Here is a 26,321-nt window from a genome sequence, read left to right on the forward strand (position 1 = left end):
GCTGAAATCAGTGCTTGACGGCAGATTCTGGAAGTCTATAATTCGCCCCACTTCCGGCGCAGTCGAAACGGAAAACTCCTTGGTAAACAAAGAGTTACGCGGTTTTCGACAGCGAGTTGCTTCAGGTCATCGAAGCCCAGAAGGAGTTGGTTGAGCGGCGTTGTTTGGCTTGATTGACGGTTCGATCTTCTCGGTCGAAAGCGGAACAAAAGAGGTGTTGACAGCAGCGAGTAACGCTGTAGAATTCGCCTCCCGCTAACGAGAGATCGGAAGCGCAAGTGGTTGAAGTTGCAAAGGAAACTTTGAAAACTTCTGAAAATAACCGCTTGACAGTAACTGGCGCTGCTGTAGAATGCGCGCCTCGGTTGAGACGAAAGATCTTAACCCACCGCTCTTTAACAACTGAATCAAGCAATTCGTGTGGGTGCTTGTGGCGTCAGACTGATAGTCAACAAGATTATCAGCGTCACAAGTTACTCCGCGAGAAATCAAAGATGTAACCAACGATTGCTGAGCCAAGTTTAGGGTTTCTTAAAAACCCAAAGATGTTTGAACTGAAGAGTTTGATCATGGCTCAGATTGAACGCTGGCGGCAGGCCTAACACATGCAAGTCGAGCGGCAGCACGGGTACTTGTACTTGGTGGCGAGCGGCGGACGGGTGAGTAATGCCTAGGAATCTGCCTGGTAGTGGGGGATAACGCTCGGAAACGGACGCTAATACCGCATACGTCCTACGGGAGAAAGCAGGGGACCTTCGGGCCTTGCGCTATCAGATGAGCCTAGGTCGGATTAGCTAGTTGGTGAGGTAATGGCTCACCAAGGCGACGATCCGTAACTGGTCTGAGAGGATGATCAGTCACACTGGAACTGAGACACGGTCCAGACTCCTACGGGAGGCAGCAGTGGGGAATATTGGACAATGGGCGAAAGCCTGATCCAGCCATGCCGCGTGTGTGAAGAAGGTCTTCGGATTGTAAAGCACTTTAAGTTGGGAGGAAGGGCATTTACCTAATACGTAAGTGTTTTGACGTTACCGACAGAATAAGCACCGGCTAACTCTGTGCCAGCAGCCGCGGTAATACAGAGGGTGCAAGCGTTAATCGGAATTACTGGGCGTAAAGCGCGCGTAGGTGGTTCGTTAAGTTGGATGTGAAATCCCCGGGCTCAACCTGGGAACTGCATTCAAAACTGTCGAGCTAGAGTATGGTAGAGGGTGGTGGAATTTCCTGTGTAGCGGTGAAATGCGTAGATATAGGAAGGAACACCAGTGGCGAAGGCGACCACCTGGACTGATACTGACACTGAGGTGCGAAAGCGTGGGGAGCAAACAGGATTAGATACCCTGGTAGTCCACGCCGTAAACGATGTCAACTAGCCGTTGGGAGCCTTGAGCTCTTAGTGGCGCAGCTAACGCATTAAGTTGACCGCCTGGGGAGTACGGCCGCAAGGTTAAAACTCAAATGAATTGACGGGGGCCCGCACAAGCGGTGGAGCATGTGGTTTAATTCGAAGCAACGCGAAGAACCTTACCAGGCCTTGACATCCAATGAACTTTCCAGAGATGGATTGGTGCCTTCGGGAACATTGAGACAGGTGCTGCATGGCTGTCGTCAGCTCGTGTCGTGAGATGTTGGGTTAAGTCCCGTAACGAGCGCAACCCTTGTCCTTAGTTACCAGCACGTTATGGTGGGCACTCTAAGGAGACTGCCGGTGACAAACCGGAGGAAGGTGGGGATGACGTCAAGTCATCATGGCCCTTACGGCCTGGGCTACACACGTGCTACAATGGTCGGTACAGAGGGTTGCCAAGCCGCGAGGTGGAGCTAATCCCAGAAAACCGATCGTAGTCCGGATCGCAGTCTGCAACTCGACTGCGTGAAGTCGGAATCGCTAGTAATCGCGAATCAGAATGTCGCGGTGAATACGTTCCCGGGCCTTGTACACACCGCCCGTCACACCATGGGAGTGGGTTGCACCAGAAGTAGCTAGTCTAACCTTCGGGAGGACGGTTACCACGGTGTGATTCATGACTGGGGTGAAGTCGTAACAAGGTAGCCGTAGGGGAACCTGCGGCTGGATCACCTCCTTAATCGACGACATCAGCTGCTCCATAAGTTCCCACACGAATTGCTTGATTCATTGAAGAAGACGATAAAGAAGCAGCCCGAAATTGGGTCTGTAGCTCAGTTGGTTAGAGCGCACCCCTGATAAGGGTGAGGTCGGCAGTTCGAATCTGCCCAGACCCACCAATTTTGCTTGTGTGGGAAACGCCTGTAGAAATACGGGGCCATAGCTCAGCTGGGAGAGCGCCTGCCTTGCACGCAGGAGGTCAACGGTTCGATCCCGTTTGGCTCCACCACTACTGCTTCTGTTTGTTGAAAGCTTAGAAATGAGCATTCCACCAAGACGGTGATGAATGTTGATTTCTAGTCTTTGATTAGATCGTTCTTTAAAAATTTGGGTATGTGATAGAAAGATAGACTGAACGTTACTTTCACTGGTAACGGATCAGGCTAAGGTAAAATTTGTGAGTAATTGCGAATTTTCGGCGAATGTCGTCTTCACAGTATAACCAGATTGCTTGGGGTTATATGGTCAAGTGAAGAAGCGCATACGGTGGATGCCTTGGCAGTCAGAGGCGATGAAAGACGTGGTAGCCTGCGAAAAGCTTCGGGGAGTCGGCAAACAGACTTTGATCCGGAGATGTCTGAATGGGGGAACCCACCTAACATAAGTTAGGTATCTTAAGCTGAATACATAGGCTTAAGAAGCGAACCAGGGGAACTGAAACATCTAAGTACCCTGAGGAAAAGAAATCAACCGAGATTCCCTTAGTAGTGGCGAGCGAACGGGGACTAGCCCTTAAGTGGCTTTGAGATTAGCGGAACGTTCTGGAAAGTACGGCCATAGTGGGTGATAGCCCTGTACGCGAAAATCTCTTAGTCATGAAATCGAGTAGGACGGAGCACGAGAAACTTTGTCTGAATATGGGGGGACCATCCTCCAAGGCTAAATACTACTGACTGACCGATAGTGAACTAGTACCGTGAGGGAAAGGCGAAAAGAACCCCGGAGAGGGGAGTGAAATAGATCCTGAAACCGTATGCGTACAAGCAGTGGGAGCCCACTTTGTTGGGTGACTGCGTACCTTTTGTATAATGGGTCAGCGACTTATTTTCAGTGGCGAGCTTAACCGAATAGGGAGGCGTAGCGAAAGCGAGTCTTAATAGGGCGTCTAGTCGCTGGGAATAGACCCGAAACCGGGCGATCTATCCATGGGCAGGTTGAAGGTTGGGTAACACTAACTGGAGGACCGAACCGACTACCGTTGAAAAGTTAGCGGATGACCTGTGGATCGGAGTGAAAGGCTAATCAAGCTCGGAGATAGCTGGTTCTCCTCGAAAGCTATTTAGGTAGCGCCTCATGTATCACTGTAGGGGGTAGAGCACTGTTTCGGCTAGGGGGTCATCCCGACTTACCAAACCGATGCAAACTCCGAATACCTACAAGTGCCGAGCATGGGAGACACACGGCGGGTGCTAACGTCCGTCGTGAAAAGGGAAACAACCCAGACCGTCAGCTAAGGTCCCAAAGTTATGGTTAAGTGGGAAACGATGTGGGAAGGCTTAGACAGCTAGGAGGTTGGCTTAGAAGCAGCCACCCTTTAAAGAAAGCGTAATAGCTCACTAGTCGAGTCGGCCTGCGCGGAAGATGTAACGGGGCTCAAACCATACACCGAAGCTACGGGTATCACTTAGGTGATGCGGTAGAGGAGCGTTCTGTAAGCCTGTGAAGGTGAGTTGAGAAGCTTGCTGGAGGTATCAGAAGTGCGAATGCTGACATGAGTAACGACAATGGGTGTGAAAAACACCCACGCCGAAAGACCAAGGTTTCCTGCGCAACGTTAATCGACGCAGGGTTAGTCGGTCCCTAAGGCGAGGCTGAAAAGCGTAGTCGATGGAAAACAGGTTAATATTCCTGTACTTCTGGTTATTGCGATGGAGGGACGGAGAAGGCTAGGCCAGCTTGGCGTTGGTTGTCCAAGTTTAAGGTGGTAGGCTGGAATCTTAGGTAAATCCGGGATTCTAAGGCCGAGAGCTGATGACGAGTGTTCTTTTAGAACACGAAGTGGTTGATGCCATGCTTCCAAGAAAAGCTTCTAAGCTTCAGGTAACCAGGAACCGTACCCCAAACCGACACAGGTGGTTGGGTAGAGAATACCAAGGCGCTTGAGAGAACTCGGGTGAAGGAACTAGGCAAAATGGCACCGTAACTTCGGGAGAAGGTGCGCCGGTGAGGGTGAAGCATTTACTGCGTAAGCCCATGCCGGTCGAAGATACCAGGCCGCTGCGACTGTTTATTAAAAACACAGCACTCTGCAAACACGAAAGTGGACGTATAGGGTGTGACGCCTGCCCGGTGCCGGAAGGTTAATTGATGGGGTTAGCTAACGCGAAGCTCTTGATCGAAGCCCCGGTAAACGGCGGCCGTAACTATAACGGTCCTAAGGTAGCGAAATTCCTTGTCGGGTAAGTTCCGACCTGCACGAATGGCGTAACGATGGCGGCGCTGTCTCCACCCGAGACTCAGTGAAATTGAAATCGCTGTGAAGATGCAGTGTATCCGCGGCTAGACGGAAAGACCCCGTGAACCTTTACTATAGCTTTGCACTGGACTTTGAATTTGCTTGTGTAGGATAGGTGGGAGGCTTTGAAGCGTGGACGCCAGTTCGCGTGGAGCCAACCTTGAAATACCACCCTGGCAACTTTGAGGTTCTAACTCAGGTCCGTTATCCGGATCGAGGACAGTGTATGGTGGGTAGTTTGACTGGGGCGGTCTCCTCCTAAAGAGTAACGGAGGAGTACGAAGGTGCGCTCAGACCGGTCGGAAATCGGTCGTAGAGTATAAAGGCAAAAGCGCGCTTGACTGCGAGACAGACACGTCGAGCAGGTACGAAAGTAGGTCTTAGTGATCCGGTGGTTCTGTATGGAAGGGCCATCGCTCAACGGATAAAAGGTACTCCGGGGATAACAGGCTGATACCGCCCAAGAGTTCATATCGACGGCGGTGTTTGGCACCTCGATGTCGGCTCATCACATCCTGGGGCTGAAGCCGGTCCCAAGGGTATGGCTGTTCGCCATTTAAAGTGGTACGCGAGCTGGGTTTAGAACGTCGTGAGACAGTTCGGTCCCTATCTGCCGTGGACGTTTGAGATTTGAGAGGGGCTGCTCCTAGTACGAGAGGACCGGAGTGGACGAACCTCTGGTGTTCCGGTTGTCACGCCAGTGGCATTGCCGGGTAGCTATGTTCGGAATAGATAACCGCTGAAAGCATCTAAGCGGGAAACTAGCCTCAAGATGAGATCTCACTGGGACCTTGAGTCCCCTGAAGGGCCGTCGAAGACTACGACGTTGATAGGTTGGGTGTGTAAGCGCTGTGAGGCGTTGAGCTAACCAATACTAATTGCCCGTGAGGCTTGACCATATAACACCCAAGCAATTTGTGAACTCGAGAGAGACCAGATTGCGGTGTGTGAAGACGCAATGAACCGAAAGTTCGCAGCAAAAAACACACAAATCTATCGCATACCCATTCGCTGGAGCGTGAACCTGAAAAGGCAAACGAGCTGGCTACCGAATTTCTTGACGACCATAGAGCATTGGAACCACCTGATCCCATCCCGAACTCAGCAGTGAAACGATGCATCGCCGATGGTAGTGTGGGGTTTCCCCATGTGAGAGTAGGTCATCGTCAAGATTAAATTCCGAAACCCCTATCTGCGTATGCAGGTAGGGGTTTTGTTTTGTCCGAAGAAAAATCCGCCCCGTAGGGTTTCTATGCAACGGCTCGGGGCATGGCTATCATTCGGGCCTCATTGTGAGGCGAGACTTGCATGCTGACGTTGTTAAAGCTTCTAAAGGATGGCCGATTCCATTCAGGCGAAGCCTTGGGCATTGCCCTGGGTGTCAGCCGAAGTGCTGTATGGAAGCAACTTCAGCATTTAGAGGCTGAGTTGGGGCTGTCAATTCATAAGGTGCGCGGTCGCGGTTATCAATTGGCTGCGCCATTGACGTTGCTTGATCCTGTGGAAATAGATGGCAAGTCTTCTATTTGCGGTTGGTCCGCCCATGTCTTTGATTCCATCGACTCTACTAACGCAGAGGCCTTGCGCGCTATCGAGCGGGGTCAGGCTGCGCCATTCCTGGTGCTTGCAGAGCGACAGACTGCCGGCCGCGGAAGGCGAGGTCGCAAGTGGGTGAGTCCATTTGCAGAAAACCTCTACTACAGCCTTGTGCTTCGCATAGAGGGTGGAATGCGGCAGCTGGAAGGTTTGAGTTTGGTCGTGGGGCTTGCGGTAATGCACGCCTTGCGCAAGCAGGGCGTTTCTGGGGTAGGGCTGAAATGGCCCAATGATCTTCTTGTTGGCCAGAAAAAGATCGCCGGCATACTCCTTGAGTTGGTGGGCGATCCTGCGGATGTGTGTCACGTGGTGTTGGGTGTCGGAATCAACGTAAACATGCAGGTCGCCGACGAGGTTGATCAGCAGTGGACGTCCATGTGGCTTGAGTCTGGCAGGGTCTTTGACCGCAATCTCTTGGCGGTGGAGTTGGGGTTGATGCTCCAGGCGTACTTGAATCGTCATCAGCGCGATGGATTTTCAGCTATCCATGCTGAGTGGGAGCAAAATCATCTGTGGCAAGGGCGGGCTGTCTCGTTGATTGCCGGCGTCAACCAGATAGATGGCGTTGTAATGGGTATCGATAGTCAGGGTGCCTTGCGCTTGAAGGTGGATGGAGTGGAAAAGGTCTTTAGTGGCGGTGAGCTCAGTTTGAGGTTGCGTGATGATTCTTGAGCTCGACTGCGGTAATAGCTTTATAAAGTGGCGAGTGCTCGGTGCGGACGTCCGGCTGGTGGTCGCAGAAGGTGTTGTCGATTCGGATATTGCGTTACTGGAAGGTTTGAAGCAGCTCAGCGGGTTGGCTCTGAAGCATTGTCGATTGGTAAGTGTCAGGACTGCTGAAGAGACCAGCGCCCTGACTTCCCTTTTGATTGGCGCATTTGGGGTGTCCGTTGTTTGCGCGGTGTCAGCCCGTGAAATATCCGGTGTGCGCAATGGCTATGAAGATTACGAAAGGCTTGGTCTTGATCGCTGGCTTGCGATGCTCGGTGGGTTCCACCTGGCCTCGGGTGCCTGTCTTGTATTGGATTTCGGTACGGCGGTCACTGCTGACTTTATAGCGGGCGACGGAGAGCATCTAGGGGGATTCATTTGTCCGGGAATGCCTTTGATGCGCAATCAGCTGCGCACCCACACCCGGCGAATCCGCTATGGCGATCTTGCGGCTGAGCGCGCACTTGAAAGTCTTGCTCCGGGCCGCACAACTGTCGAGGCAGTTGAGAGAGGATGTTCCTTGATGCTTCAGGGGTTTGTCCTGACTCAGCTCCAGTTGGCGCGCAGCTACTGGGGGGATGGTTTCACAGTCTTCCTTACTGGCGGTGATGCTGACCTGGTTGCCGGGATCGTACCTGATGCCAAAGTCGTTCCTGATCTGGTGTTTGTAGGTTTGGCTATGGCGTGTCCCTTGCCTTGAGGTTTTTATGCGTTGGTTGTTTCTGCTGTTGCTCGTTCTCAATGTTTTTTATTACGTCTGGCATCAACAGGAGGCGCCTCTTCGTGCGAAAGATGTGACGCCTTTGAGTCTGTATCGAGGCTCACAGCAGGACATTCGCTTGTTGAGCGAGGCGACTGACGTTGCTCGCGATAAAGGAAAGCCACTCCAGGTGGACGGTGATTGTCTCTATGTGGGAGGTTTCGCTCGGCAAGAAACTGCGCAGACAGCTGAGCGTCGGTTGAGTGGTATGGATGTCAGGGGTCAGGTATTGCCTAAGGACGGCCCTGAACTTGGAGGATTCTGGCTTCGTGTTGCCCCTGAAAGCCGGCGTTTGCTGGATGACTCGAAGTTGCAAAACCTTTCTAGAGAATTCAATGAGTTAAAACATAAAATAATGCCGTGCGAGGGGGTTGCACCCGCCGAGTAGTTTGAATAGAATGGCGCCCGCTTCGCAGTGAAGACCTTTAACGGTAAGCAGTGTGAAACGACGTCAACGCAGCTAACCTCAGGTTTTTAATGAGAAAATGCTTGACAGAAGGCTGGCATGATATAGAATGCCGGCTCGCTTAGGAGGGGTTCCCGAGCGGCCAAAGGGATCAGACTGTAAATCTGACGTCTACGACTTCGAAGGTTCGAATCCTTCCCCCTCCACCATTTTTAGCGAGAGCTGCAAGCTCCGCGGGTATAGTTTAGTGGTAGAACCTCAGCCTTCCAAGCTGATGATGCGGGTTCGATTCCCGCTACCCGCTCCAAGTTTGCAGATCCTGCAAAGTGTTGCGCTCTTGTAGCTCAGTTGGTAGAGCACACCCTTGGTAAGGGTGAGGTCAGCGGTTCAAATCCGCTCAAGAGCTCCATATAACAAGGCAGATATGAAAATATCTGCCTTTGTTTTAATGGCTGATGTTACTTGCTCAATTCTTCTGCTGGGGGTTGTTTCGATGGCTAAGGAAAAGTTCGAACGTAATAAGCCGCACGTCAACGTAGGCACCATTGGTCACGTAGACCATGGCAAAACTACTCTGACCGCAGCCCTGACCCGTGTCTGCTCCGAAGTTTTCGGTTCGGCAAAGGTCGACTTCGACAAGATCGATAGCGCCCCAGAAGAAAAAGCTCGTGGTATCACCATCAACACCGCTCACGTTGAATACGATTCGGCCGTGCGTCACTACGCACACGTTGACTGTCCAGGTCACGCCGATTATGTAAAAAACATGATCACCGGTGCTGCTCAGATGGATGGCGCGATTCTGGTTTGCTCGGCCGCTGATGGTCCGATGCCGCAAACCCGTGAGCACATCTTGCTCTCTCGCCAGGTTGGCGTTCCGTATATCGTTGTCTTCCTGAACAAGGCTGACATGGTGGATGACGCGGAGCTGCTGGAGCTGGTTGAGATGGAAGTGCGTGATCTGCTGAGCACTTATGATTTCCCAGGTGATGACACTCCGATCATCATTGGTTCTGCGCTGATGGCGTTGAACGGTCAGGACGACAATGAGATGGGCACGACTGCCGTCAAGAAGTTGGTCGAGACCCTGGATAGCTACATTCCGCAGCCTGAGCGTGCGATCGACAAGCCGTTCCTGATGCCGATCGAGGATGTGTTCTCGATCTCTGGTCGCGGTACGGTTGTGACTGGTCGTGTTGAGCGTGGCATCGTCCGCATTCAGGAAGAGGTTGAGATTGTTGGTCTTCGCGACACGGTCAAAACTACTTGCACTGGTGTAGAGATGTTCCGCAAGCTGCTCGACGAAGGTCGTGCTGGCGAGAACTGTGGTGTGCTGCTGCGCGGTACCAAGCGTGATGATGTTGAGCGTGGCCAGGTGCTGGTCAAGCCGGGTACTGTCAAGCCTCACACCAAGTTCACTGCAGAGGTTTACGTTCTGAGCAAGGAAGAAGGTGGTCGTCATACGCCGTTCTTCAAGGGTTACCGTCCACAGTTCTACTTCCGTACTACGGATGTGACCGGTAACTGCGAATTGCCAGAAGGCGTTGAAATGGTTATGCCTGGTGATAACGTTCAGATGACCGTTACGCTGATCAAAACCATTGCGATGGAAGATGGTCTTCGTTTCGCTATCCGTGAGGGCGGTCGTACCGTCGGCGCTGGTGTCGTGGCTAAAGTCATCGAGTAAGTTGTTGTAATGTCTTTTTCAGGCCGGCATAATGGTCGGCCTGATTTTGTTTTAGGTCAGTAGCTCAATTGGCAGAGCGACGGTCTCCAAAACCGTAGGTTGGGGGTTCGATTCCCTCCTGACCTGCCAGATTCACTTGGTGTGTCTGGCTTTCTTTTCACAGGATCTTCATAGATGACTCCTAAAGCTGAAGCTCAAGGCTCTCGCTTCGATCTGCTCAAGTGGCTAGTAGTAGTCGCTTTGGTGGTTGTTGGCGTTGTTGGCAATCAGTATTACTCTGCTTCGCCGATCCTGTACCGCGTGCTAGCTTTGCTCGCCATTGCTGCTGTAGCTGCCTTTGTAGGCCTGCAGACAGTCAAGGGCAAGTCTTTCTTTGTACTGGTTAAGGAAGCTCGCACCGAGATTCGTAAAGTCGTATGGCCAACTCGCCAAGAAACCACGCAGACCACGTTGATTGTTGTGGCTGTTGTTCTGGTTATGGCGTTGCTGTTGTGGGGGCTTGATTCCCTCCTCGGCTGGCTTGTTTCCTTGATTGTCGGCTAAGGGTGTCCCGTGGCTAAGCGTTGGTACGTTGTGCATGCTTACTCCGGTTACGAGAAGCATGTCATGCGCTCGTTAGTAGAGCGCGTAAAGCTGGCTGGCATGGAAGATGGCTTCGGCGAAATTCTGGTTCCCACTGAAGAAGTGGTTGAAATGCGTAATGGCCAGAAACGCAAAAGCGAGCGCAAGTTCTTCCCAGGTTATGTGCTGGTTCAGATGGACATGAATGAGGGTACTTGGCACTTGGTCAAGGATACTCCTCGGGTGATGGGTTTTATCGGCGGTACTGCTGATAAGCCTGCGCCAATCACAGATAAAGAGGCAGAAGCGATTCTGCGTCGCGTTGCTGATGGTAGCGACAAGCCGAAGCCGAAGACACTCTTCGAGCCAGGCGAATCGGTACGTGTCAACGATGGGCCGTTTGCTGATTTCACTGGCACGGTCGAAGAAGTTAACTACGAAAAGAGCCGGATCCAAGTGGCAGTGCTCATTTTCGGTCGCTCTACTCCGGTAGAGCTGGAGTTTAGCCAGGTCGAAAAGGTCTAGCTGAACAAGCATCCCAACCCCGCAGCCTAGGCTGTGGGGTTTTGTCGTCACTGGGATAAACGCGCAAGTAACCGGGGAGCCTTTCGAGGCGTTCGAACCCGTAATTGGAGTGCCTCATGGCCAAGAAGATTACCGCTTACATCAAGCTGCAAGTGAAGGCCGCTCAGGCTAACCCAAGCCCACCTGTTGGTCCTGCACTGGGTCAGCACGGCGTGAACATCATGGAATTCTGCAAGGCTTTCAACGCCCGTACTCAGGGTCTTGAAGCTGGTCTGCCGACTCCAGTGATCATCACTGTCTACAGCGATCGTAGCTTCACTTTCGAAACCAAATCCACACCTGCTTCGGTTCTGCTGAAGAAGGCTGCTGGTCTGACTAGCGGTTCTGCTCGTCCGAACACCGTTAAGGTTGGCACCGTGACCCGTGCTCAGCTGGAAGAAATCGCGAAAACCAAAAACGCGGATCTGACTGCAGCTGATATGGACGCAGCCGTGCGTACTATCGCCGGTTCTGCTCGTAGCATGGGCCTTAACGTGGAGGGTGTGTAATGGCTAAGTTGACCAAGCGTCAAAAGGCTATCGCCGGCAAAATCGAAGCAGGCAAGTCCTACAACTTTGTAGACGCTGCTTCCCTGCTGGCCGAGCTGTCGACTGTCAAGTTCAGCGAGTCGTTCGACGTTGCTGTAAACCTGGGTGTTGACCCGCGTAAATCCGACCAGGTCGTTCGTAGCGCTACTGTGCTGCCACACGGCACTGGCAAGACTGTTCGCGTTGCTGTGTTCACCCAGGGTCCAGCCGCTGAGGCCGCTCTGGCTGCCGGCGCTGACCGTGTAGGTATGGACGATCTGGCTGCCGAAATGAAAGGCGGCGACCTGAACTATGACGTAGTTATCGCATCCCCGGATGCAATGCGCGTTGTTGGTCAGTTGGGTCAGATCCTGGGCCCGCGCGGCCTGATGCCTAACCCTAAAGTTGGCACCGTAACCCCAGACGTAGCTACCGCGGTTAAAAACGCCAAGGCTGGTCAGGTTCGTTATCGCACCGACAAAAACGGCATCATCCACACCTCCGTTGGCAAGGTCGGTTTCGACGCCGTCAAGCTGAAGGAAAACGTTGAAGCCCTGATCGCTGATCTGAAGCGTATCAAGCCTGCTTCCTCGAAAGGTATTTACGTCAAGCGCGTTACCCTGAGCACCACCATGGGTCCAGGCCTGGTCATCGACCAAGGCTCGCTCGACGCGTAAGACATAGATTGGCGCAAGCGATTGCGCCAATTGAAAGATTGGGGTCCCTGCCTGGCGGGGGCTATCCAAGACCGTAGGCGACGCAAGTCTTAAACCCCAAGCCTACGCAGATGGTGCTCCCGGTTCCTTACCGAATCAGACACCAAAACGACATCTGGCCTCGGTTGGATGAAACGGTAACAAGCAGGAGTTTTTCCCGTGGCAATTAAACTTGAAGACAAGAAGGCCATCGTCGCTGAAGTCAACAAGGCTGCCCAAGTTGCTCTGTCCGCTGTCGTGGCTGATGCCCGTGGCGTAACAGTAGGCGCTATGACCGGACTCCGTAAAGAGGCTCGTGAAGCTGGCGTTTACGTACGTGTTGTACGTAACACCCTGCTCAAGCGCGCCGTTGCTGGCACTCAATATGACGTGCTCAACGACGTGTTCACTGGCCCGACCTTGATTGCATTCTCCAAAGAACATCCGGGCGCTGCTGCTCGTATCTTCAAAGAGTTCGCAAAAGGTCAGGATAAGTTCGAGATCAAGGCAGCTGCGTTCGAGGGCAAGTTCCTCGCAGCTAATCAGATCGACGTACTGGCAAGCCTGCCGACCCGTGACGAAGCAATTTCTCAGCTGATGAGCGTGATTCAAGGCGCAACCAGCAAATTGGCTCGTACTCTGGCGGCTCTTCGCGACCAGAAAGAAGCTGCCGCAGCCTAAGGCTGAGCGACTCCTTTCAGCGTTTATTGTTTATTTCGATGGCCGCGTAGGCTGTCATCCCAATACAGGAATTTATAGTCATGTCTCTGACTAACGACCAAATCATCGAAGCAATCGGCGAAAAATCCGTTCTGGAAATCGTTGAGCTGATCAAGGCCATGGAAGAGAAGTTCGGCGTTTCCGCTGCCGCTGCTTCCGCTGGTCCAGCTGCTGTCGCTGCTGTTGTTGAAGAACAAACTGAATTCAACGTCATGCTGCTGGAAGCTGGCGAGAAGAAAGTTAACGTGATCAAGGCAGTACGTGAACTGACCGGTCTGGGCTTGAAAGAAGCCAAGGCTGTAGTTGACGGCGCTCCTGGCATGGTTCTGGAAGCTGTATCGAAAGACGCAGCTGACAAAGCCAAAGCCACTCTGGAAGAAGCAGGCGCTAAAGTCGAGCTGAAGTAAGCATCGACTTTGCGTCTCCAGCCCGAGCGTTAAGCGAAAGGCTGATGGCTGGTGGCTCTTGCCACCGGCCTTTTTCCGTTATTGGCAGCCGACTGGGTCGGTGCCGGTAACGAGCTGTAACCACCCGATGCGGTGGAGCAAACCATGGGGTTTGCACGATTTTCTGGCTGCTCCCGTCGGGAGGGGCCAAACAAGCAGGTGACCAAGCTGGGGAACGCTGATGGCTTACTCATATACTGAGAAAAAACGTATCCGCAAGGACTTTAGCAAGTTGCCGGACGTCATGGATGTGCCGTACCTCCTGGCCATCCAGCTGGATTCGTATCGTGAATTCTTGCAAGCGGGAGCGACTAAAGATCAGTTCCGCGACGTGGGCCTGCATGCGGCCTTCAAATCCGTTTTCCCGATCATCAGCTACTCCGGCAATGCTGCGCTGGAGTACGTCGGTTATCGCCTGGGCGAACCGGCATTTGATGTCAAAGAATGCGTATTGCGCGGTGTAACTTACGCCGTACCGTTGCGGGTAAAAGTGCGCCTGATCATTTTCGACAAAGAATCGTCGAACAAAGCGATCAAGGACATCAAAGAGCAAGAAGTCTACATGGGTGAAATCCCCCTGATGACTGAGAACGGTACCTTCGTAATCAACGGTACCGAGCGTGTAATCGTTTCCCAGCTGCACCGTTCCCCGGGCGTGTTCTTCGACCACGACCGTGGCAAGACGCACAGCTCCGGTAAACTGCTGTACTCCGCGCGCATCATTCCTTACCGCGGTTCGTGGTTGGACTTCGAGTTCGATCCGAAAGACTGCGTATTCGTGCGTATCGACCGTCGTCGCAAGCTGCCTGCATCGGTATTGCTGCGCGCGCTCGGCTATACCACTGAAGAAGTGCTGGACGCGTTCTACACCACCAACGTTTTCCACCTGAGCGGCGAAACCCTCAGTCTGGAACTGATTGCTTCGCGTCTGCGTGGTGAAATTGCTGTTCTTGACATTCAGGACGAGAAGGGCAAAGTCATCGTTGAGGCGGGTCGTCGTATTACTGCGCGCCATATCAACCAGATCGAAAAAGCCGGTCTCAAGACCCTGGAAGTGCCTCTGGACTACGTCCTGGGTCGCACTACCGCCAAGGCCATCGTGCATCCGGCAACCGGCGAAATCCTGGCAGAGTGCAACACCGAACTGAACACCGAGATCCTGGCAAAAATCGCCAAGGCCCAGGTTGTTCGCATCGAAACTCTGTACACCAACGATATCGACTGCGGTCCGTTCGTCTCCGACACGCTGAAGATCGACTCCACCAGCAACCAATTGGAAGCGCTGGTCGAGATCTATCGCATGATGCGTCCAGGCGAGCCGCCAACCAAAGACGCTGCCGAGACTCTGTTCAACAACCTGTTCTTCAGCCCTGAGCGCTATGACCTGTCTGCGGTCGGCCGGATGAAGTTCAACCGTCGTATCGGTCGTACCGAGATCGAAGGTTCGGGCGTGTTGTGCAAAGAAGACATCGTTGCGGTTCTGAAGACTCTGGTCGACATCCGTAACGGTAAAGGCATCGTCGATGACATCGACCACCTGGGTAACCGTCGTGTTCGCTGCGTAGGCGAAATGGCTGAAAACCAGTTCCGCGTTGGCCTGGTACGTGTTGAGCGTGCGGTCAAAGAGCGTCTGTCGATGGCTGAAAGCGAAGGCCTGATGCCGCAAGACCTGATCAACGCCAAGCCAGTGGCTGCGGCGGTGAAAGAGTTCTTCGGTTCCAGCCAGCTGTCCCAGTTCATGGACCAGAACAACCCGCTGTCCGAGATCACTCACAAGCGTCGTGTGTCTGCACTCGGCCCTGGCGGTTTGACTCGTGAGCGTGCTGGCTTTGAAGTGCGTGACGTACACCCGACTCACTACGGTCGTGTATGCCCGATTGAAACGCCGGAAGGTCCGAACATCGGCCTGATCAACTCCCTGGCCGCTTATGCGCGCACCAACCAGTACGGCTTCCTCGAAAGCCCGTACCGCGTGGTGAAAGACGCTCTGGTCACCGACGAGATCGTGTTCCTGTCCGCCATCGAAGAAGCTGATCACGTGATCGCTCAGGCTTCGGCCACGATGAACGACAAGAAAATGCTGATCGACGAACTGGTAGCTGTTCGTCACTTGAACGAGTTCACCGTCAAGGCGCCGGAAGACGTCACCTTGATGGACGTATCGCCGAAGCAGGTAGTTTCGGTTGCTGCGTCGCTGATCCCGTTCCTCGAGCACGATGACGCCAACCGTGCGTTGATGGGTTCGAACATGCAGCGTCAAGCTGTACCAACACTGCGCGCTGACAAGCCGCTGGTGGGTACCGGCATGGAGCGTAACGTAGCCCGTGACTCCGGCGTTTGCGTCGTGGCTCGTCGTGGCGGCGTGATCGACTCCGTTGATGCCAGCCGTATCGTGGTTCGTGTTGCTGATGACGAAGTTGAAACCGGTGAAGCTGGTGTCGACATCTACAACCTGACCAAATACACCCGCTCCAACCAGAACACCTGCATCAACCAGCGTCCGCTGGTGCGTAAAGGTGATCGGGTTCAGCGCAGCGACATCATGGCTGACGGCCCGTCCACCGACATGGGTGAACTGGCGCTGGGTCAGAACATGCGTATCGCGTTCATGGCCTGGAACGGTTACAACTTCGAAGACTCCATCTGCCTGTCGGAACGAGTTGTTCAAGAAGATCGCTTCACCACGATCCACATTCAGGAACTGACCTGTGTGGCGCGTGACACCAAGCTTGGGCCAGAGGAAATCACTGCAGACATCCCGAACGTGGGTGAAGCTGCACTGAACAAGCTGGACGAAGCCGGTATCGTTTACGTAGGTGCTGAAGTTGGCGCAGGCGACATCCTGGTTGGTAAGGTCACTCCGAAAGGCGAGACCCAACTGACTCCGGAAGAGAAGCTGTTGCGTGCCATCTTCGGTGAAAAAGCCAGCGACGTTAAAGACACCTCCCTGCGCGTGCCTACCGGCACCAAGGGTACCGTCATCGACGTACAGGTCTTCACTCGTGACGGCGTTGAGCGTGATGCTCGGGCTCTGTCCATCGAGAAGACTCAACTCGACGAGATCCGTAAGGATCTGAACGAAGAGTTCCGTATTGTTGAAGGCGCAACTTTCGAACGTCTGCGTTCCGCTCTGGTCGGCCACAAAGCCGAAGGCGGCGCCGGCCTGAAGAAAGGTCAGGACATCACCGACGAAGTACTCGACGGTCTTGAGCATGGTCAGTGGTTCAAACTGCGCATGACTGAAGATGCTCTGAACGAGCAGCTCGAGAAGGCCCAGGCCTACATCGTTGATCGTCGCCGTCTGCTGGACGACAAGTTCGAAGACAAGAAGCGCAAACTGCAGCAGGGCGATGACCTGGCTCCAGGCGTGCTGAAAATCGTCAAGGTTTACCTGGCAATCCGTCGCCGCATCCAGCCGGGCGACAAGATGGCCGGTCGTCACGGTAACAAAGGTGTGGTCTCCGTGATCATGCCGGTTGAAGACATGCCGCACGATGCCAATGGCACCCCGGTCGACGTCGTCCTCAACCCGTTGGGCGTACCTTCGCGTATGAACGTTGGTCAGATCCTTGAAACCCACCTCGGCCTCGCGGCTAAAGGTCTGGGCGAGAAGATCAACCGGATGATCGAAGAGCAGCGCAAAGTCGCCGAGCTTCGTAAATTCCTCGACGAGATCTACAACCAGATCGGCGGTCGTAACGAAGATCTGGATAGCTTCTCCGACCAGGAAATCCTGGATCTGGCGAAGAACCTGCGTGGCGGCGTTCCAATGGCCACTCCAGTGTTCGACGGTGCCAAGGAAAGCGAAATCAAGGCCATGCTGAAACTGGCAGACCTGCCAGAAAGCGGCCAGATGCAGCTGACCGACGGCCGTACCGGCAACAAGTTCGAGCGCCCGGTTACTGTTGGCTACATGTACATGCTGAAGCTGAACCACTTGGTAGACGACAAGATGCACGCTCGTTCTACCGGTTCGTACAGCCTGGTTACCCAGCAGCCGCTGGGTGGTAAGGCACAGTTCGGTGGTCAGCGTTTCGGGGAGATGGAGGTCTGGGCACTGGAAGCATACGGTGCCGCTTACACTCTGCAAGAAATGCTCACAGTGAAGTCGGACGATGTGAACGGCCGTACCAAGATGTACAAAAACATCGTGGATGGCGATCACCGTATGGAGCCGGGCATGCCCGAGTCTTTCAACGTGTTGATCAAGGAAATTCGTTCCCTCGGCATCGATATCGATCTGGAAACCGAATAACACGTGACGCGAATCGAGAGCGGGGCAGGATTGCCCGCTCTCTGCTCCGCCAGGAGGAAAGGCCTTGAAAGACCTACTGAATTTGCTGAAAAACCAGGGTCAAGTCGAAGAGTTCGACGCCATCCGTATTGGATTGGCATCGCCTGAGATGATCCGTTCGTGGTCGTTCGGTGAAGTTAAAAAGCCGGAAACCATCAACTACCGTACGTTCAAACCTGAGCGTGACGGCCTGTTCTGCGCCAAGATCTTTGGCCCGGTAAAGGATTACGAGTGCCTGTGCGGTAAGTACAAGCGCTTGAAGCACCGCGGCGTGATCTGCGAGAAGTGCGGCGTTGAAGTCGCGCTGGCTAAAGTTCGTCGTGAGCGCATGGCGCACATCGAACTGGCTTCGCCGGTTGCCCACATCTGGTTCCTGAAATCGCTGCCGTCACGTATCGGCTTGCTGATGGATATGACCCTGCGTGATATCGAACGCGTTCTCTACTTCGAGAGCTATGTCGTTATCGACCCGGGCATGACCACCCTTGAAAAAGGTCAGCTGCTGAACGACGAGCAGTACTTCGAAGCGCTGGAAGAGTTCGGCGACGATTTCGATGCCCGCATGGGTGCCGAAGCTGTCCGTGAACTGCTGCACGCTATCGACCTGGAACACGAGATTGGCCGTCTGCGCGAAGAAATTCCGCAAACCAACTCCGAAACCAAAATCAAGAAGCTGTCCAAGCGTCTGAAGTTGATGGAAGCCTTCCAGGGTTCCGGCAACCTTCCAGAATGGATGGTGCTGACCGTTCTGCCGGTTCTGCCGCCAGATCTGCGTCCACTGGTCCCGCTGGATGGCGGTCGCTTCGCGACTTCCGACCTCAACGATCTGTATCGTCGAGTGATCAACCGTAACAACCGCTTGAAGCGTCTGCTCGATCTGTCCGCTCCGGACATCATCGTGCGCAACGAAAAGCGTATGTTGCAGGAAGCTGTCGATGCACTGCTCGACAACGGTCGTCGTGGCCGCGCTATCACCGGTTCGAACAAGCGTCCTCTGAAATCCCTGGCTGACATGATCAAGGGTAAGCAAGGTCGTTTCCGTCAGAACTTGCTCGGTAAGCGCGTTGACTACTCCGGTCGTTCGGTAATTACCGTAGGTCCGACCCTGCGTCTGCACCAGTGCGGTCTGCCGAAGAAAATGGCCCTCGAGCTGTTCAAGCCGTTCATTTTCGGCAAGCTGGAAATGCGTGGTCTCGCTACCACCATTAAAGCTGCCAAGAAAATGGTTGAGCGCGAGCTGCCAGAGGTTTGGGACGTTCTCGCAGAAGTGATCCGTGAACACCCGGTTCTCCTCAACCGTGCACCGACCCTTCACCGTCTGGGTATCCAGGCATTTGAACCGGTACTGATCGAAGGTAAGGCTATCCAGCTGCACCCTCTGGTCTGTGCTGCGTACAACGCCGACTTCGACGGCGACCAAATGGCCGTGCACGTACCGCTGACACTGGAAGCCCAGTTGGAAGCGCGTGCGTTGATGATGTCGACCAACAACATTCTGTCGCCAGCCAACGGTGAGCCAATCATCGTTCCATCGCAGGACGTTGTATTGGGTCTGTACTACATGACTCGTGAAGCGATCAACGCCAAGGGCGAAGGTCGTGTGTTCGCGGATCTGCAAGAAGTTGACCGTGTGTTCCGTGCCGGCGAAGCCGCACTGCACGCTAAAGTCAAAGTGCGGATCCACGAAACCGTCAATGATCGTGATGGCGGCAGCGTCAAGAACACCCGTATCGTCGACACCACTGTCGGCCGTGCGCTGTTGTTCCAGGTTGTTCCACCTGGCCTGTCGTACGACGTCGTCAACCAGCCGATGAAGAAAAAGGCGATCTCCAAGCTGATCAACCAGTGCTACCGCGTGGTTGGTTTGAAGGAGACCGTGATCTTCGCTGACCAGTTGATGTACACCGGTTTTGCCTATTCGACCATTTCCGGCGTTTCCATCGGTGTTAACGACTTCGTTATCCCGGATGAAAAAGCCCGCATCATCGGTGCTGCTACCGACGAAGTGAAAGAGATCGAGAGTCAGTACGCCTCCGGCCTGGTAACCCAGGGCGAGAAGTACAACAAAGTGATCGACCTTTGGTCCAAGGCGAACGACGAAGTTTCCAAGGCGATGATGGCCAACCTCTCGAAAGAGAAAGTCATCGACCGTCATGGCGTCGAAGTCGACCAGGAATCCTTCAACTCGATGTACATGATGGCCGACTCGGGCGCACGGGGTTCTGCTGCGCAGATCCGTCAGCTCGCCGGTATGCGTGGCCTGATGGCCAAGCCGGACGGTTCCATCATCGAAACGCCGATTACTGCGAACTTCCGTGAAGGTTTGAGCGTACTTCAGTACTTCATCTCTACTCACGGTGCTCGTAAAGGTTTGGCGGATACCGCGTTGAAAACTGCGAACTCCGGTTACCTGACTCGTCGTCTGGTAGACGTGGCGCAGGATCTGGTTGTGACCGAGATCGATTGCGGCACCGAGCATGGCCTGGTAATGACTCCGCACATTGAAGGCGGTGACGTTGTTGAGCCGCTGGGTGAGCGCGTATTGGGTCGTGTTATTGCCCGTGACGTGTTCAAGCCGGGTAGCGAAGAAATCATCGTTCCTGCCGGTACATTGGTAGACGAGAAGTGGGTCGAATTCATCGAGCTGAACAGCATCGACGAAGTGATCGTGCGTTCGCCGATCAGCTGCGAAACCCGCTACGGCATTTGCGCCAAGTGCTACGGCCGTGATTTGGCTCGTGGTCACCAGGTGAACATCGGTGAAGCGGTCGGCGTTATTGCCGCCCAGTCCATCGGTGAGCCGGGTACCCAGCTGACCATGCGTACGTTCCACATTGGTGGTGCGGCAAGCCGGACCTCCGCAGCCGACAGTGTTCAGGTGAAAAATGGCGGTACCGTCCGTCTGCACAACCTGAAGCACGTTGAGCGAGTGGATGGTTGCCTGGTTGCTGTGTCCCGTTCCGGTGAGCTGGCAATCGCTGATGACTTCGGTCGTGAGCGCGAGCGTTACAAGCTGCCGTACGGTGCTGTGATTTCGGTTAAAGAAGGTGACAAGGTCGACGCCGGCGCAATCGTGGCCAAGTGGGATCCGCACACTCACCCAATCGTTACCGAAATGAAAGGTACCGTGACCTACGTGGGCATGGAAGAAGGCATCACGATCAAGCGTCAGACTGACGAATTGACCGGTATGACCAACATTGAAGTACTCGACGCCAAAGACCGTCCAGCTGCCGGTAAGGACATCCGTCCTGCCGTTAAGATGGTCGGTGTCGATGGCAAGGATCTGCTGCTGCCAGGTACTGACGTACCGGCTCAGTACTTCCTGCCGGCTAACGCCCTGGTCGGTGTAGCGGATGGTGTGCAGGTTGCGATCGGTGATGTTATCGCCCGTATCCCGCAAGAAACTTCGAAAACCCGTGACATCACCGGTGGTCTGCCGCGTGTTGCCGACTTGTTCGAAGCCCGTCGTCCGAAAGAAGCCTCGATTCTGGCTGAAGTCAGCGGCACCATCGCGTTCGGTAAAGAGACCAAAGGCAAGCGCCGTCTGGTCATTACCCCGAACGACGGTAGCGATCCGTACGAAGAGCTGATTCCGAAGTGGCGTCACCTGAACGTCTTCGAAGGCGAACAGGTAAACCGCGGCGAAGTTATCTCCGACGGCCCGAGCGATCCACACGACATCCTGCGTCTGCTGGGTGTGAGTGCGCTGGCCAAGTACATCGTGAACGAGATCCAGGACGTTTATCGTCTGCAAGGCGTGAAGATCAACGATAAGCACATCGAGACCATCCTGCGTCAGATGCTGCGTAAAGTTGAAATCGCTGAATCCGGCGATTCCAGTTTCATCAAGGGCGACCAGATGGAATTGACTCACGTTCTGGTAGAGAACGAGCGTCTGGCTGGCGACGAGAAATTCGTTTCCAAGTTCACTCGCGTGCTGTTGGGTATCACCAAGGCGTCGTTGTCCACCGAATCGTTCATCTCGGCGGCTTCCTTCCAGGAAACCACTCGTGTACTGACCGAAGCGGCGGTAACCGGCAAGCGCGATTACTTGCGCGGCCTGAAAGAAAACGTAGTCGTGGGTCGTTTGATCCCGGCTGGTACCGGTCTGGCTTATCACAGCGAGCGTAAGCGTCGCCGTGATGCTGACAAACCGTTGCGCGTAAGCGCCAGTGAAGTGGAAGCTGCACTGACCGAAGCACTGAACTCGAGCGGTAACTGAGTTCTGCGGTAAATGAGCGTGGGGCCCCGGTCGTTCCGTTCATCGAATCGAGACAATTTGTCGAGGTTGGATGAGCGGGGAGGTCGGGGCCTTGCCTTGACTGGGGACAAGATCCTCTTTAGACTCTTGTACCCCTAAATTTGGCGGGAATTCGTTCCTGCCATTTTGCTTTTCTTGCAAGACAATAGCGTCGCAAGACAACAGTGGAGCTAGTAGATGGCAACTATCAACCAGCTGGTACGTCAGCCGCGTAAGCGTATCGTCGAGAAATCCGACGTACCTGCGCTGCAGAACTGCCCGCAACGTCGTGGCGTATGCACCCGTGTGTATACCACCACGCCGAAAAAACCTAACTCGGCACTGCGTAAAGTATGCCGTGTGCGTCTGACCAACGGTTTCGAGGTTTCCTCGTACATCGGCGGTGAAGGCCACAACCTGCAAGAGCACAGCGTGGTACTGATCCGCGGCGGTCGTGTAAAAGACTTGCCAGGTGTTCGTTATCACACCGTACGCGGTTCTTTGGATACTTCCGGCGTTAAAGGTCGTAACCAGGGTCGTTCGAAGTACGGTACCAAAAAGCCTAAGTAGTAGTGGCTTTTTGTAAAAACTGATTTTCTATTTTTCTGAGTCGATAAGAGTAAGGTCGGAGGCGTCCCGAAAGGGCACCGATTCCGAGCGAACCTGAAGACCGTTTGAGGGCTTATCCATGCCAAGAAGACGCGTAGCAGCCAAGCGCGAAGTGCTTGACGATCCAAAATACGGAAGCCAAATCCTGGCCAAGTTCATGAACCACGTTATGGAAAGCGGCAAGAAAGCCGTTGCCGAGCGTATCGTTTATGGCGCGCTGGAAAAGGTTAAAGAACGCAAGAACAGCGATCCCCTGGAAATCTTCGAGAAAGCTCTCGACGCCATCGCTCCGCTGGTCGAAGTGAAGTCGCGCCGTGTAGGCGGTGCTACTTACCAGGTTCCGGTCGAAGTTCGCCCGTCCCGTCGTAACGCCCTGGCAATGCGCTGGTTGGTAGACTTCGCCCGCAAGCGCGGCGAGAAGTCTATGGCTCTGCGTTTGGCTGGCGAACTGTTGGATGCCGCTGAAGGTAAAGGTGCTGCAGTTAAGAAGCGTGAAGACGTGCACCGTATGGCTGAAGCCAACAAGGCTTTCTCGCACTACCGCTTCTAATTTTAGCGTCACTAATTTTGCGAGGGCTTTATGGCTCGTACTACACCGATTAATCGCTACCGTAACATTGGTATCGTTGCTCACGTGGATGCTGGTAAAACCACCACCACCGAGCGCGTCCTTTTTTACACTGGCAAAAGTCACAAAATGGGCGAGGTGCATGACGGCGCCGCGACCACAGACTGGATGGTGCAGGAGCAGGAGCGTGGTATTACCATTACTTCTGCTGCTATTACCGCCTTCTGGCAGGGTTCCGAGAAGCAGCACAAGGACCAATACCGTTTCAACGTCATCGACACCCCGGGCCACGTTGACTTCACTATTGAAGTTGAGCGTTCCCTGCGTGTTCTCGATGGCGCGGTCGTTGTGTTCTGCGGTACCTCGGGTGTTGAGCCTCAGTCGGAAACCGTATGGCGTCAAGCCAACAAGTACGGTGTTCCACGTCTTGTTTACGTAAACAAGATGGACCGTGCTGGTGCGAACTTCCTGCGTGTGATCGGTCAGATCAAACAGCGTCTGGGTCACACTCCGGTGCCAATCCAGTTGGCTATCGGTTCCGAAGACAACTTCCAGGGTCAGATCGATCTGTTGGCCATGGAAGCTGTTTACTGGAATGACGCTGACAAAGGTATGGTTCCTGTTCGTAAGCCTATCCCTGCAGAACTGCAGGAACTGGCTGACGAGTGGCGCGGTAACATGGTTGAGGCTGCGGCCGAAGCCAGCGAAGAGCTGATGAACAAGTACCTCGAAGGTGAAGAACTCACCAACGCGGAAATCAAGGCCGCTCTGCGTCAGCGTACTATCGCTGGTGAGATCGTTCTGGCTGTTTGCGGTTCTTCCTTCAAGAACAAGGGTGTTCCCCTGGTTCTCGACGCCGTTATCGACTACCTGCCTGCTCCAACCGACATTCCTGCCATCAAGGGTACTGACCCGGATGACGAGACCAAGGAAATGGAGCGTCACGCAGACGACAGCGAGCCGTTCTCGGCTCTGGCGTTCAAGATCGCTACCGACCCATTCGTGGGTACCTTGACCTTCGTTCGAGTTTACTCGGGCGTGTTGGCCTCCGGCGACGGCGTGATCAACTCGGTTAAAGGCAAGAAAGAGCGCGTGGGTCGTATGGTGCAAATGCACGCAAACGCCCGTGAAGAAATCAAGGAAGTGCGCGCTGGTGACATCGCGGCCTTGATCGGCATGAAGGACGTCACCACTGGTGAGACTTTGTGCAACGCTGACAAGCCAATCATCCTGGTTCGCATGGACTTCCCGGAGCCGGTTATTTCGGTTGCCGTAGAGCCTAAGACCAAGGACGACCAGGAAAAAATGGGTATCGCTCTGGGCAAACTTGCTCAGGAAGACCCGTCTTTCCGCGTCAAGACTGATGAAGAGACTGGTCAAACGATCATCTCCGGCATGGGCGAGTTGCACCTGGACATCCTGGTTGACCGGATGCGCCGTGAGTTCAACGTCGAAGCCAACATCGGTAAGCCTCAAGTTTCGTACCGTGAGCGCATCACGAAGAGTTGCGAAATCGAAGGCAAGTTCGTTCGTCAGTCCGGCGGTCGTGGCCAGTTCGGTCATTGCTGGATTCGTTTTGCTCCTGCTGACGAAGGTCAGGAAGGTCTGCAATTCTTGAACGAAGTAGTGGGTGGTGTGGTTCCTAAGGAATACATCCCGGCTATCCAGAAGGGTATCGAAGAGCAGATGAAGAACGGCGTTGTCGCCGGCTATCCGCTGATCGGCCTGAAGGCTACCGTGTTTGATGGTTCCTACCACGACGTCGACTCCAACGAGATGGCGTTTAAGGTGGCTGCTTCCATGGCGACCAAGCAACTGGCCCAGAAGGGCGGTGGTGAGTTGCTTGAGCCGATCATGGCGGTAGAGGTTGTTACGCCTGAAGACTATATGGGTGACGTGATGGGCGACCTTAACCGTCGTCGCGGCATGATCCTGGGTATGGAAGACACGGTCTCCGGCAAAGTGATTCGCGCCGAGGTTCCGTTGGGTGAGATGTTCGGTTACGCAACCGACGTTCGTTCCATGTCCCAAGGTCGCGCAAGCTACTCTATGGAATTCAAAAAATACAATACGGCTCCGTCGCACATCGTCGAAACCGTTACCAAAAAACAAGGCTGATTCAGCCCCTTTAGGCTAGGAGTTAATTGTCGTGGCTAAAGAAAAATTTGACCGTACCCTCCCGCACGTCAACGTTGGCACCATCGGTCACGTCGACCACGGTAAAACCACGCTGACCGCTGCTCTGACTCGCGTCTGCTCCGAAGTTTTCGGTTCCGCTGTAGTTGCTTTCGATAAAATCGACAGCGCTCCAGAAGAAAAGGCTCGTGGTATCACCATCAACACCGCTCACGTTGAATACAACTCGCTGATCCGTCACTACGCTCACGTTGACTGCCCAGGTCACGCTGACTATGTGAAGAACATGATCACCGGTGCTGCTCAAATGGACGGCGCTATCCTGGTTTGTTCGGCCGCTGATGGTCCGATGCCACAAACCCGTGAGCACATCCTGCTGTCCCGTCAGGTTGGCGTTCCGTACATCGTTGTCTTCCTGAACAAGGCTGACATGGTAGACGACGCTGAGCTGCTGGAACTGGTTGAGATGGAAGTGCGCGATCTGCTGAGCACTTACGACTTCCCAGGTGACGACACTCCGATCATCATCGGTTCGGCTCTGATGGCTCTGAACGGCCAAGACGACAACGAAATGGGCACCACTGCCGTTCGTAAACTGGTTGAGACTCTGGACAGCTACATCCCAGATCCAGTCCGTGTTATCGACAAGCCGTTCCTGATGCCAATCGAAGACGTATTCTCGATCTCCGGTCGCGGTACTGTTGTAACTGGCCGTATCGAGCGCGGTATCGTCAAGGTTCAGGATCCACTGGAAATCGTTGGTCTGCGTGACACTACCGTCACCACCTGCACCGGTGTTGAAATGTTCCGTAAGCTGCTCGACGAAGGTCGTGCTGGCGAGAACTGCGGCGTGCTGCTGCGCGGCACCAAGCGTGACGACGTTGAGCGTGGCCAGGTTCTGGTCAAGCCAGGTTCGGTTAAGCCGCACACTACCTTCGAAGCTGAAGTGTACGTGTTGAGCAAAGAAGAAGGCGGTCGCCACACTCCGTTCTTCAAAGGCTACCGTCCACAGTTCTACTTCCGGACCACTGACGTGACCGGTAACTGCGAACTGCCGGAAGGCGTTGAAATGGTAATGCCAGGCGACAACATCAAAATGGTTGTCACCCTGATCAAAACCATCGCAATGGAAGATGGTCTGCGTTTCGCTATTCGTGAAGGCGGTCGTACCGTCGGCGCTGGCGTCGTAGCCAAAATCATCGCTTAATAAGT

General features: G+C 54.1%; 16 protein-coding genes, 6 tRNA genes and 3 rRNA genes. All 25 read left to right on the forward strand.

Annotated features, from left to right (window positions below):
* Positions 1–551: 551 nt before the first annotated feature.
* The 25 genes from HKK52_RS23800 (at position 552) to tuf (HKK52_RS23920) (ending at position 26,316) form a co-directional block, all read left to right on the forward strand.
* Positions 552–2,090, forward strand: a 16S ribosomal RNA gene (locus HKK52_RS23800).
* Between the two features lie 83 nt (positions 2,091–2,173).
* A tRNA-Ile gene (locus HKK52_RS23805) sits at positions 2,174–2,250 on the forward strand.
* A 34-nt stretch (positions 2,251–2,284) separates the two neighbouring features.
* Positions 2,285–2,360 (forward strand) — tRNA-Ala (locus tag HKK52_RS23810).
* 234 nt (positions 2,361–2,594) lie between these two features.
* A 23S ribosomal RNA gene (locus HKK52_RS23815) occupies positions 2,595–5,485 on the forward strand.
* A gap of 157 nt (positions 5,486–5,642) precedes the next feature.
* A 5S ribosomal RNA gene (gene rrf, locus HKK52_RS23820) occupies positions 5,643–5,758 on the forward strand.
* Together the 16S, 23S and 5S rRNA genes with 2 tRNA genes alongside form the textbook arrangement of a ribosomal RNA operon.
* Before the next feature lie 136 nt (positions 5,759–5,894).
* Complete coding sequence (birA, locus tag HKK52_RS23825; protein ID WP_169372838.1) at positions 5,895–6,854, forward strand: bifunctional biotin--[acetyl-CoA-carboxylase] ligase/biotin operon repressor BirA; 960 nt, start codon at positions 5,895–5,897, stop codon at positions 6,852–6,854.
* Entirely contained in the window at positions 6,844–7,593 is a 750-nt protein-coding gene (locus tag HKK52_RS23830; protein WP_169372839.1) for a pantothenate kinase, read from the forward strand. The genes birA and HKK52_RS23830 overlap by 11 nt, the downstream gene beginning before the upstream one ends.
* A 7-nt stretch (positions 7,594–7,600) precedes the next feature.
* Positions 7,601–8,041, forward strand: coding sequence for a hypothetical protein (locus HKK52_RS23835; protein WP_169372840.1), 441 nt, complete (start codon positions 7,601–7,603; stop codon positions 8,039–8,041).
* A gap of 142 nt (positions 8,042–8,183) precedes the next feature.
* Positions 8,184–8,268, forward strand: a tRNA-Tyr gene (locus tag HKK52_RS23840).
* A gap of 24 nt (positions 8,269–8,292) precedes the next feature.
* A tRNA-Gly gene (locus HKK52_RS23845) sits at positions 8,293–8,366 on the forward strand.
* 26 nt (positions 8,367–8,392) lie between these two features.
* Positions 8,393–8,468, forward strand: a tRNA-Thr gene (locus HKK52_RS23850).
* An 84-nt stretch (positions 8,469–8,552) separates the two neighbouring features.
* Positions 8,553–9,746 (forward strand): elongation factor Tu, encoded by a 1,194-nt coding sequence (tuf, locus tag HKK52_RS23855; RefSeq protein ID WP_007896619.1) that lies wholly within the window; start codon positions 8,553–8,555, stop codon positions 9,744–9,746.
* 53 nt (positions 9,747–9,799) lie between these two features.
* Positions 9,800–9,875, forward strand: a tRNA-Trp gene (locus tag HKK52_RS23860).
* Positions 9,876–9,920: 45 nt separating this feature from the next.
* Complete coding sequence (secE, locus tag HKK52_RS23865) at positions 9,921–10,289, forward strand: preprotein translocase subunit SecE (RefSeq protein WP_008145488.1); 369 nt, start codon at positions 9,921–9,923, stop codon at positions 10,287–10,289.
* A gap of 9 nt (positions 10,290–10,298) precedes the next feature.
* Positions 10,299–10,832 (forward strand): transcription termination/antitermination protein NusG, encoded by a 534-nt coding sequence (nusG, locus tag HKK52_RS23870; protein ID WP_007896622.1) that lies wholly within the window; start codon positions 10,299–10,301, stop codon positions 10,830–10,832.
* A gap of 116 nt (positions 10,833–10,948) precedes the next feature.
* The gene (gene rplK / locus HKK52_RS23875) at positions 10,949–11,380 is read left to right on the forward strand and encodes a 50S ribosomal protein L11 (RefSeq protein ID WP_003228756.1); all 432 of its coding nucleotides are present in this window, start codon (positions 10,949–10,951) and stop codon (positions 11,378–11,380) included.
* Complete coding sequence (rplA, locus tag HKK52_RS23880; RefSeq protein WP_169372841.1) at positions 11,380–12,075, forward strand: 50S ribosomal protein L1; 696 nt, start codon at positions 11,380–11,382, stop codon at positions 12,073–12,075. Before rplK ends, rplA begins: the two co-directional genes overlap by 1 nt.
* Before the next feature lie 198 nt (positions 12,076–12,273).
* Positions 12,274–12,774, forward strand: a complete 501-nt coding sequence (gene rplJ / locus HKK52_RS23885) for a 50S ribosomal protein L10 (protein ID WP_010467255.1) — start codon at positions 12,274–12,276, stop codon at positions 12,772–12,774.
* Positions 12,775–12,854: 80 nt separating this feature from the next.
* Complete coding sequence (gene rplL / locus HKK52_RS23890; RefSeq protein ID WP_010467258.1) at positions 12,855–13,220, forward strand: 50S ribosomal protein L7/L12; 366 nt, start codon at positions 12,855–12,857, stop codon at positions 13,218–13,220.
* 220 nt (positions 13,221–13,440) lie between these two features.
* On the forward strand, positions 13,441–17,514 hold the full coding sequence (rpoB, locus tag HKK52_RS23895; protein WP_054052241.1) for a DNA-directed RNA polymerase subunit beta: 4,074 nt from the start codon (positions 13,441–13,443) through the stop codon (positions 17,512–17,514).
* Positions 17,515–17,578: 64 nt separating this feature from the next.
* Positions 17,579–21,778, forward strand: a complete 4,200-nt coding sequence (rpoC, locus tag HKK52_RS23900; RefSeq protein WP_133840544.1) for a DNA-directed RNA polymerase subunit beta' — start codon at positions 17,579–17,581, stop codon at positions 21,776–21,778.
* A 216-nt stretch (positions 21,779–21,994) separates the two neighbouring features.
* Positions 21,995–22,366 (forward strand): 30S ribosomal protein S12, encoded by a 372-nt coding sequence (gene rpsL / locus HKK52_RS23905; protein ID WP_002555494.1) that lies wholly within the window; start codon positions 21,995–21,997, stop codon positions 22,364–22,366.
* Between the two features lie 118 nt (positions 22,367–22,484).
* Entirely contained in the window at positions 22,485–22,955 is a 471-nt protein-coding gene (gene rpsG, locus HKK52_RS23910; protein ID WP_002555493.1) for a 30S ribosomal protein S7, read from the forward strand.
* 30 nt (positions 22,956–22,985) lie between these two features.
* Positions 22,986–25,091, forward strand: a complete 2,106-nt coding sequence (fusA, locus tag HKK52_RS23915) for an elongation factor G (protein ID WP_008145494.1) — start codon at positions 22,986–22,988, stop codon at positions 25,089–25,091.
* A 31-nt stretch (positions 25,092–25,122) separates the two neighbouring features.
* Positions 25,123–26,316: an elongation factor Tu gene (gene tuf / locus HKK52_RS23920; protein WP_008145495.1), complete on the forward strand. Its 1,194-nt coding sequence runs from the start codon at positions 25,123–25,125 to the stop codon at positions 26,314–26,316.
* The last annotated feature ends 5 nt before the right edge of the window (positions 26,317–26,321 follow it).

The organism is Pseudomonas sp. ADAK2 (genome assembly GCF_012935755.1).
Lineage (GTDB): Bacteria > Pseudomonadota > Gammaproteobacteria > Pseudomonadales > Pseudomonadaceae > Aquipseudomonas.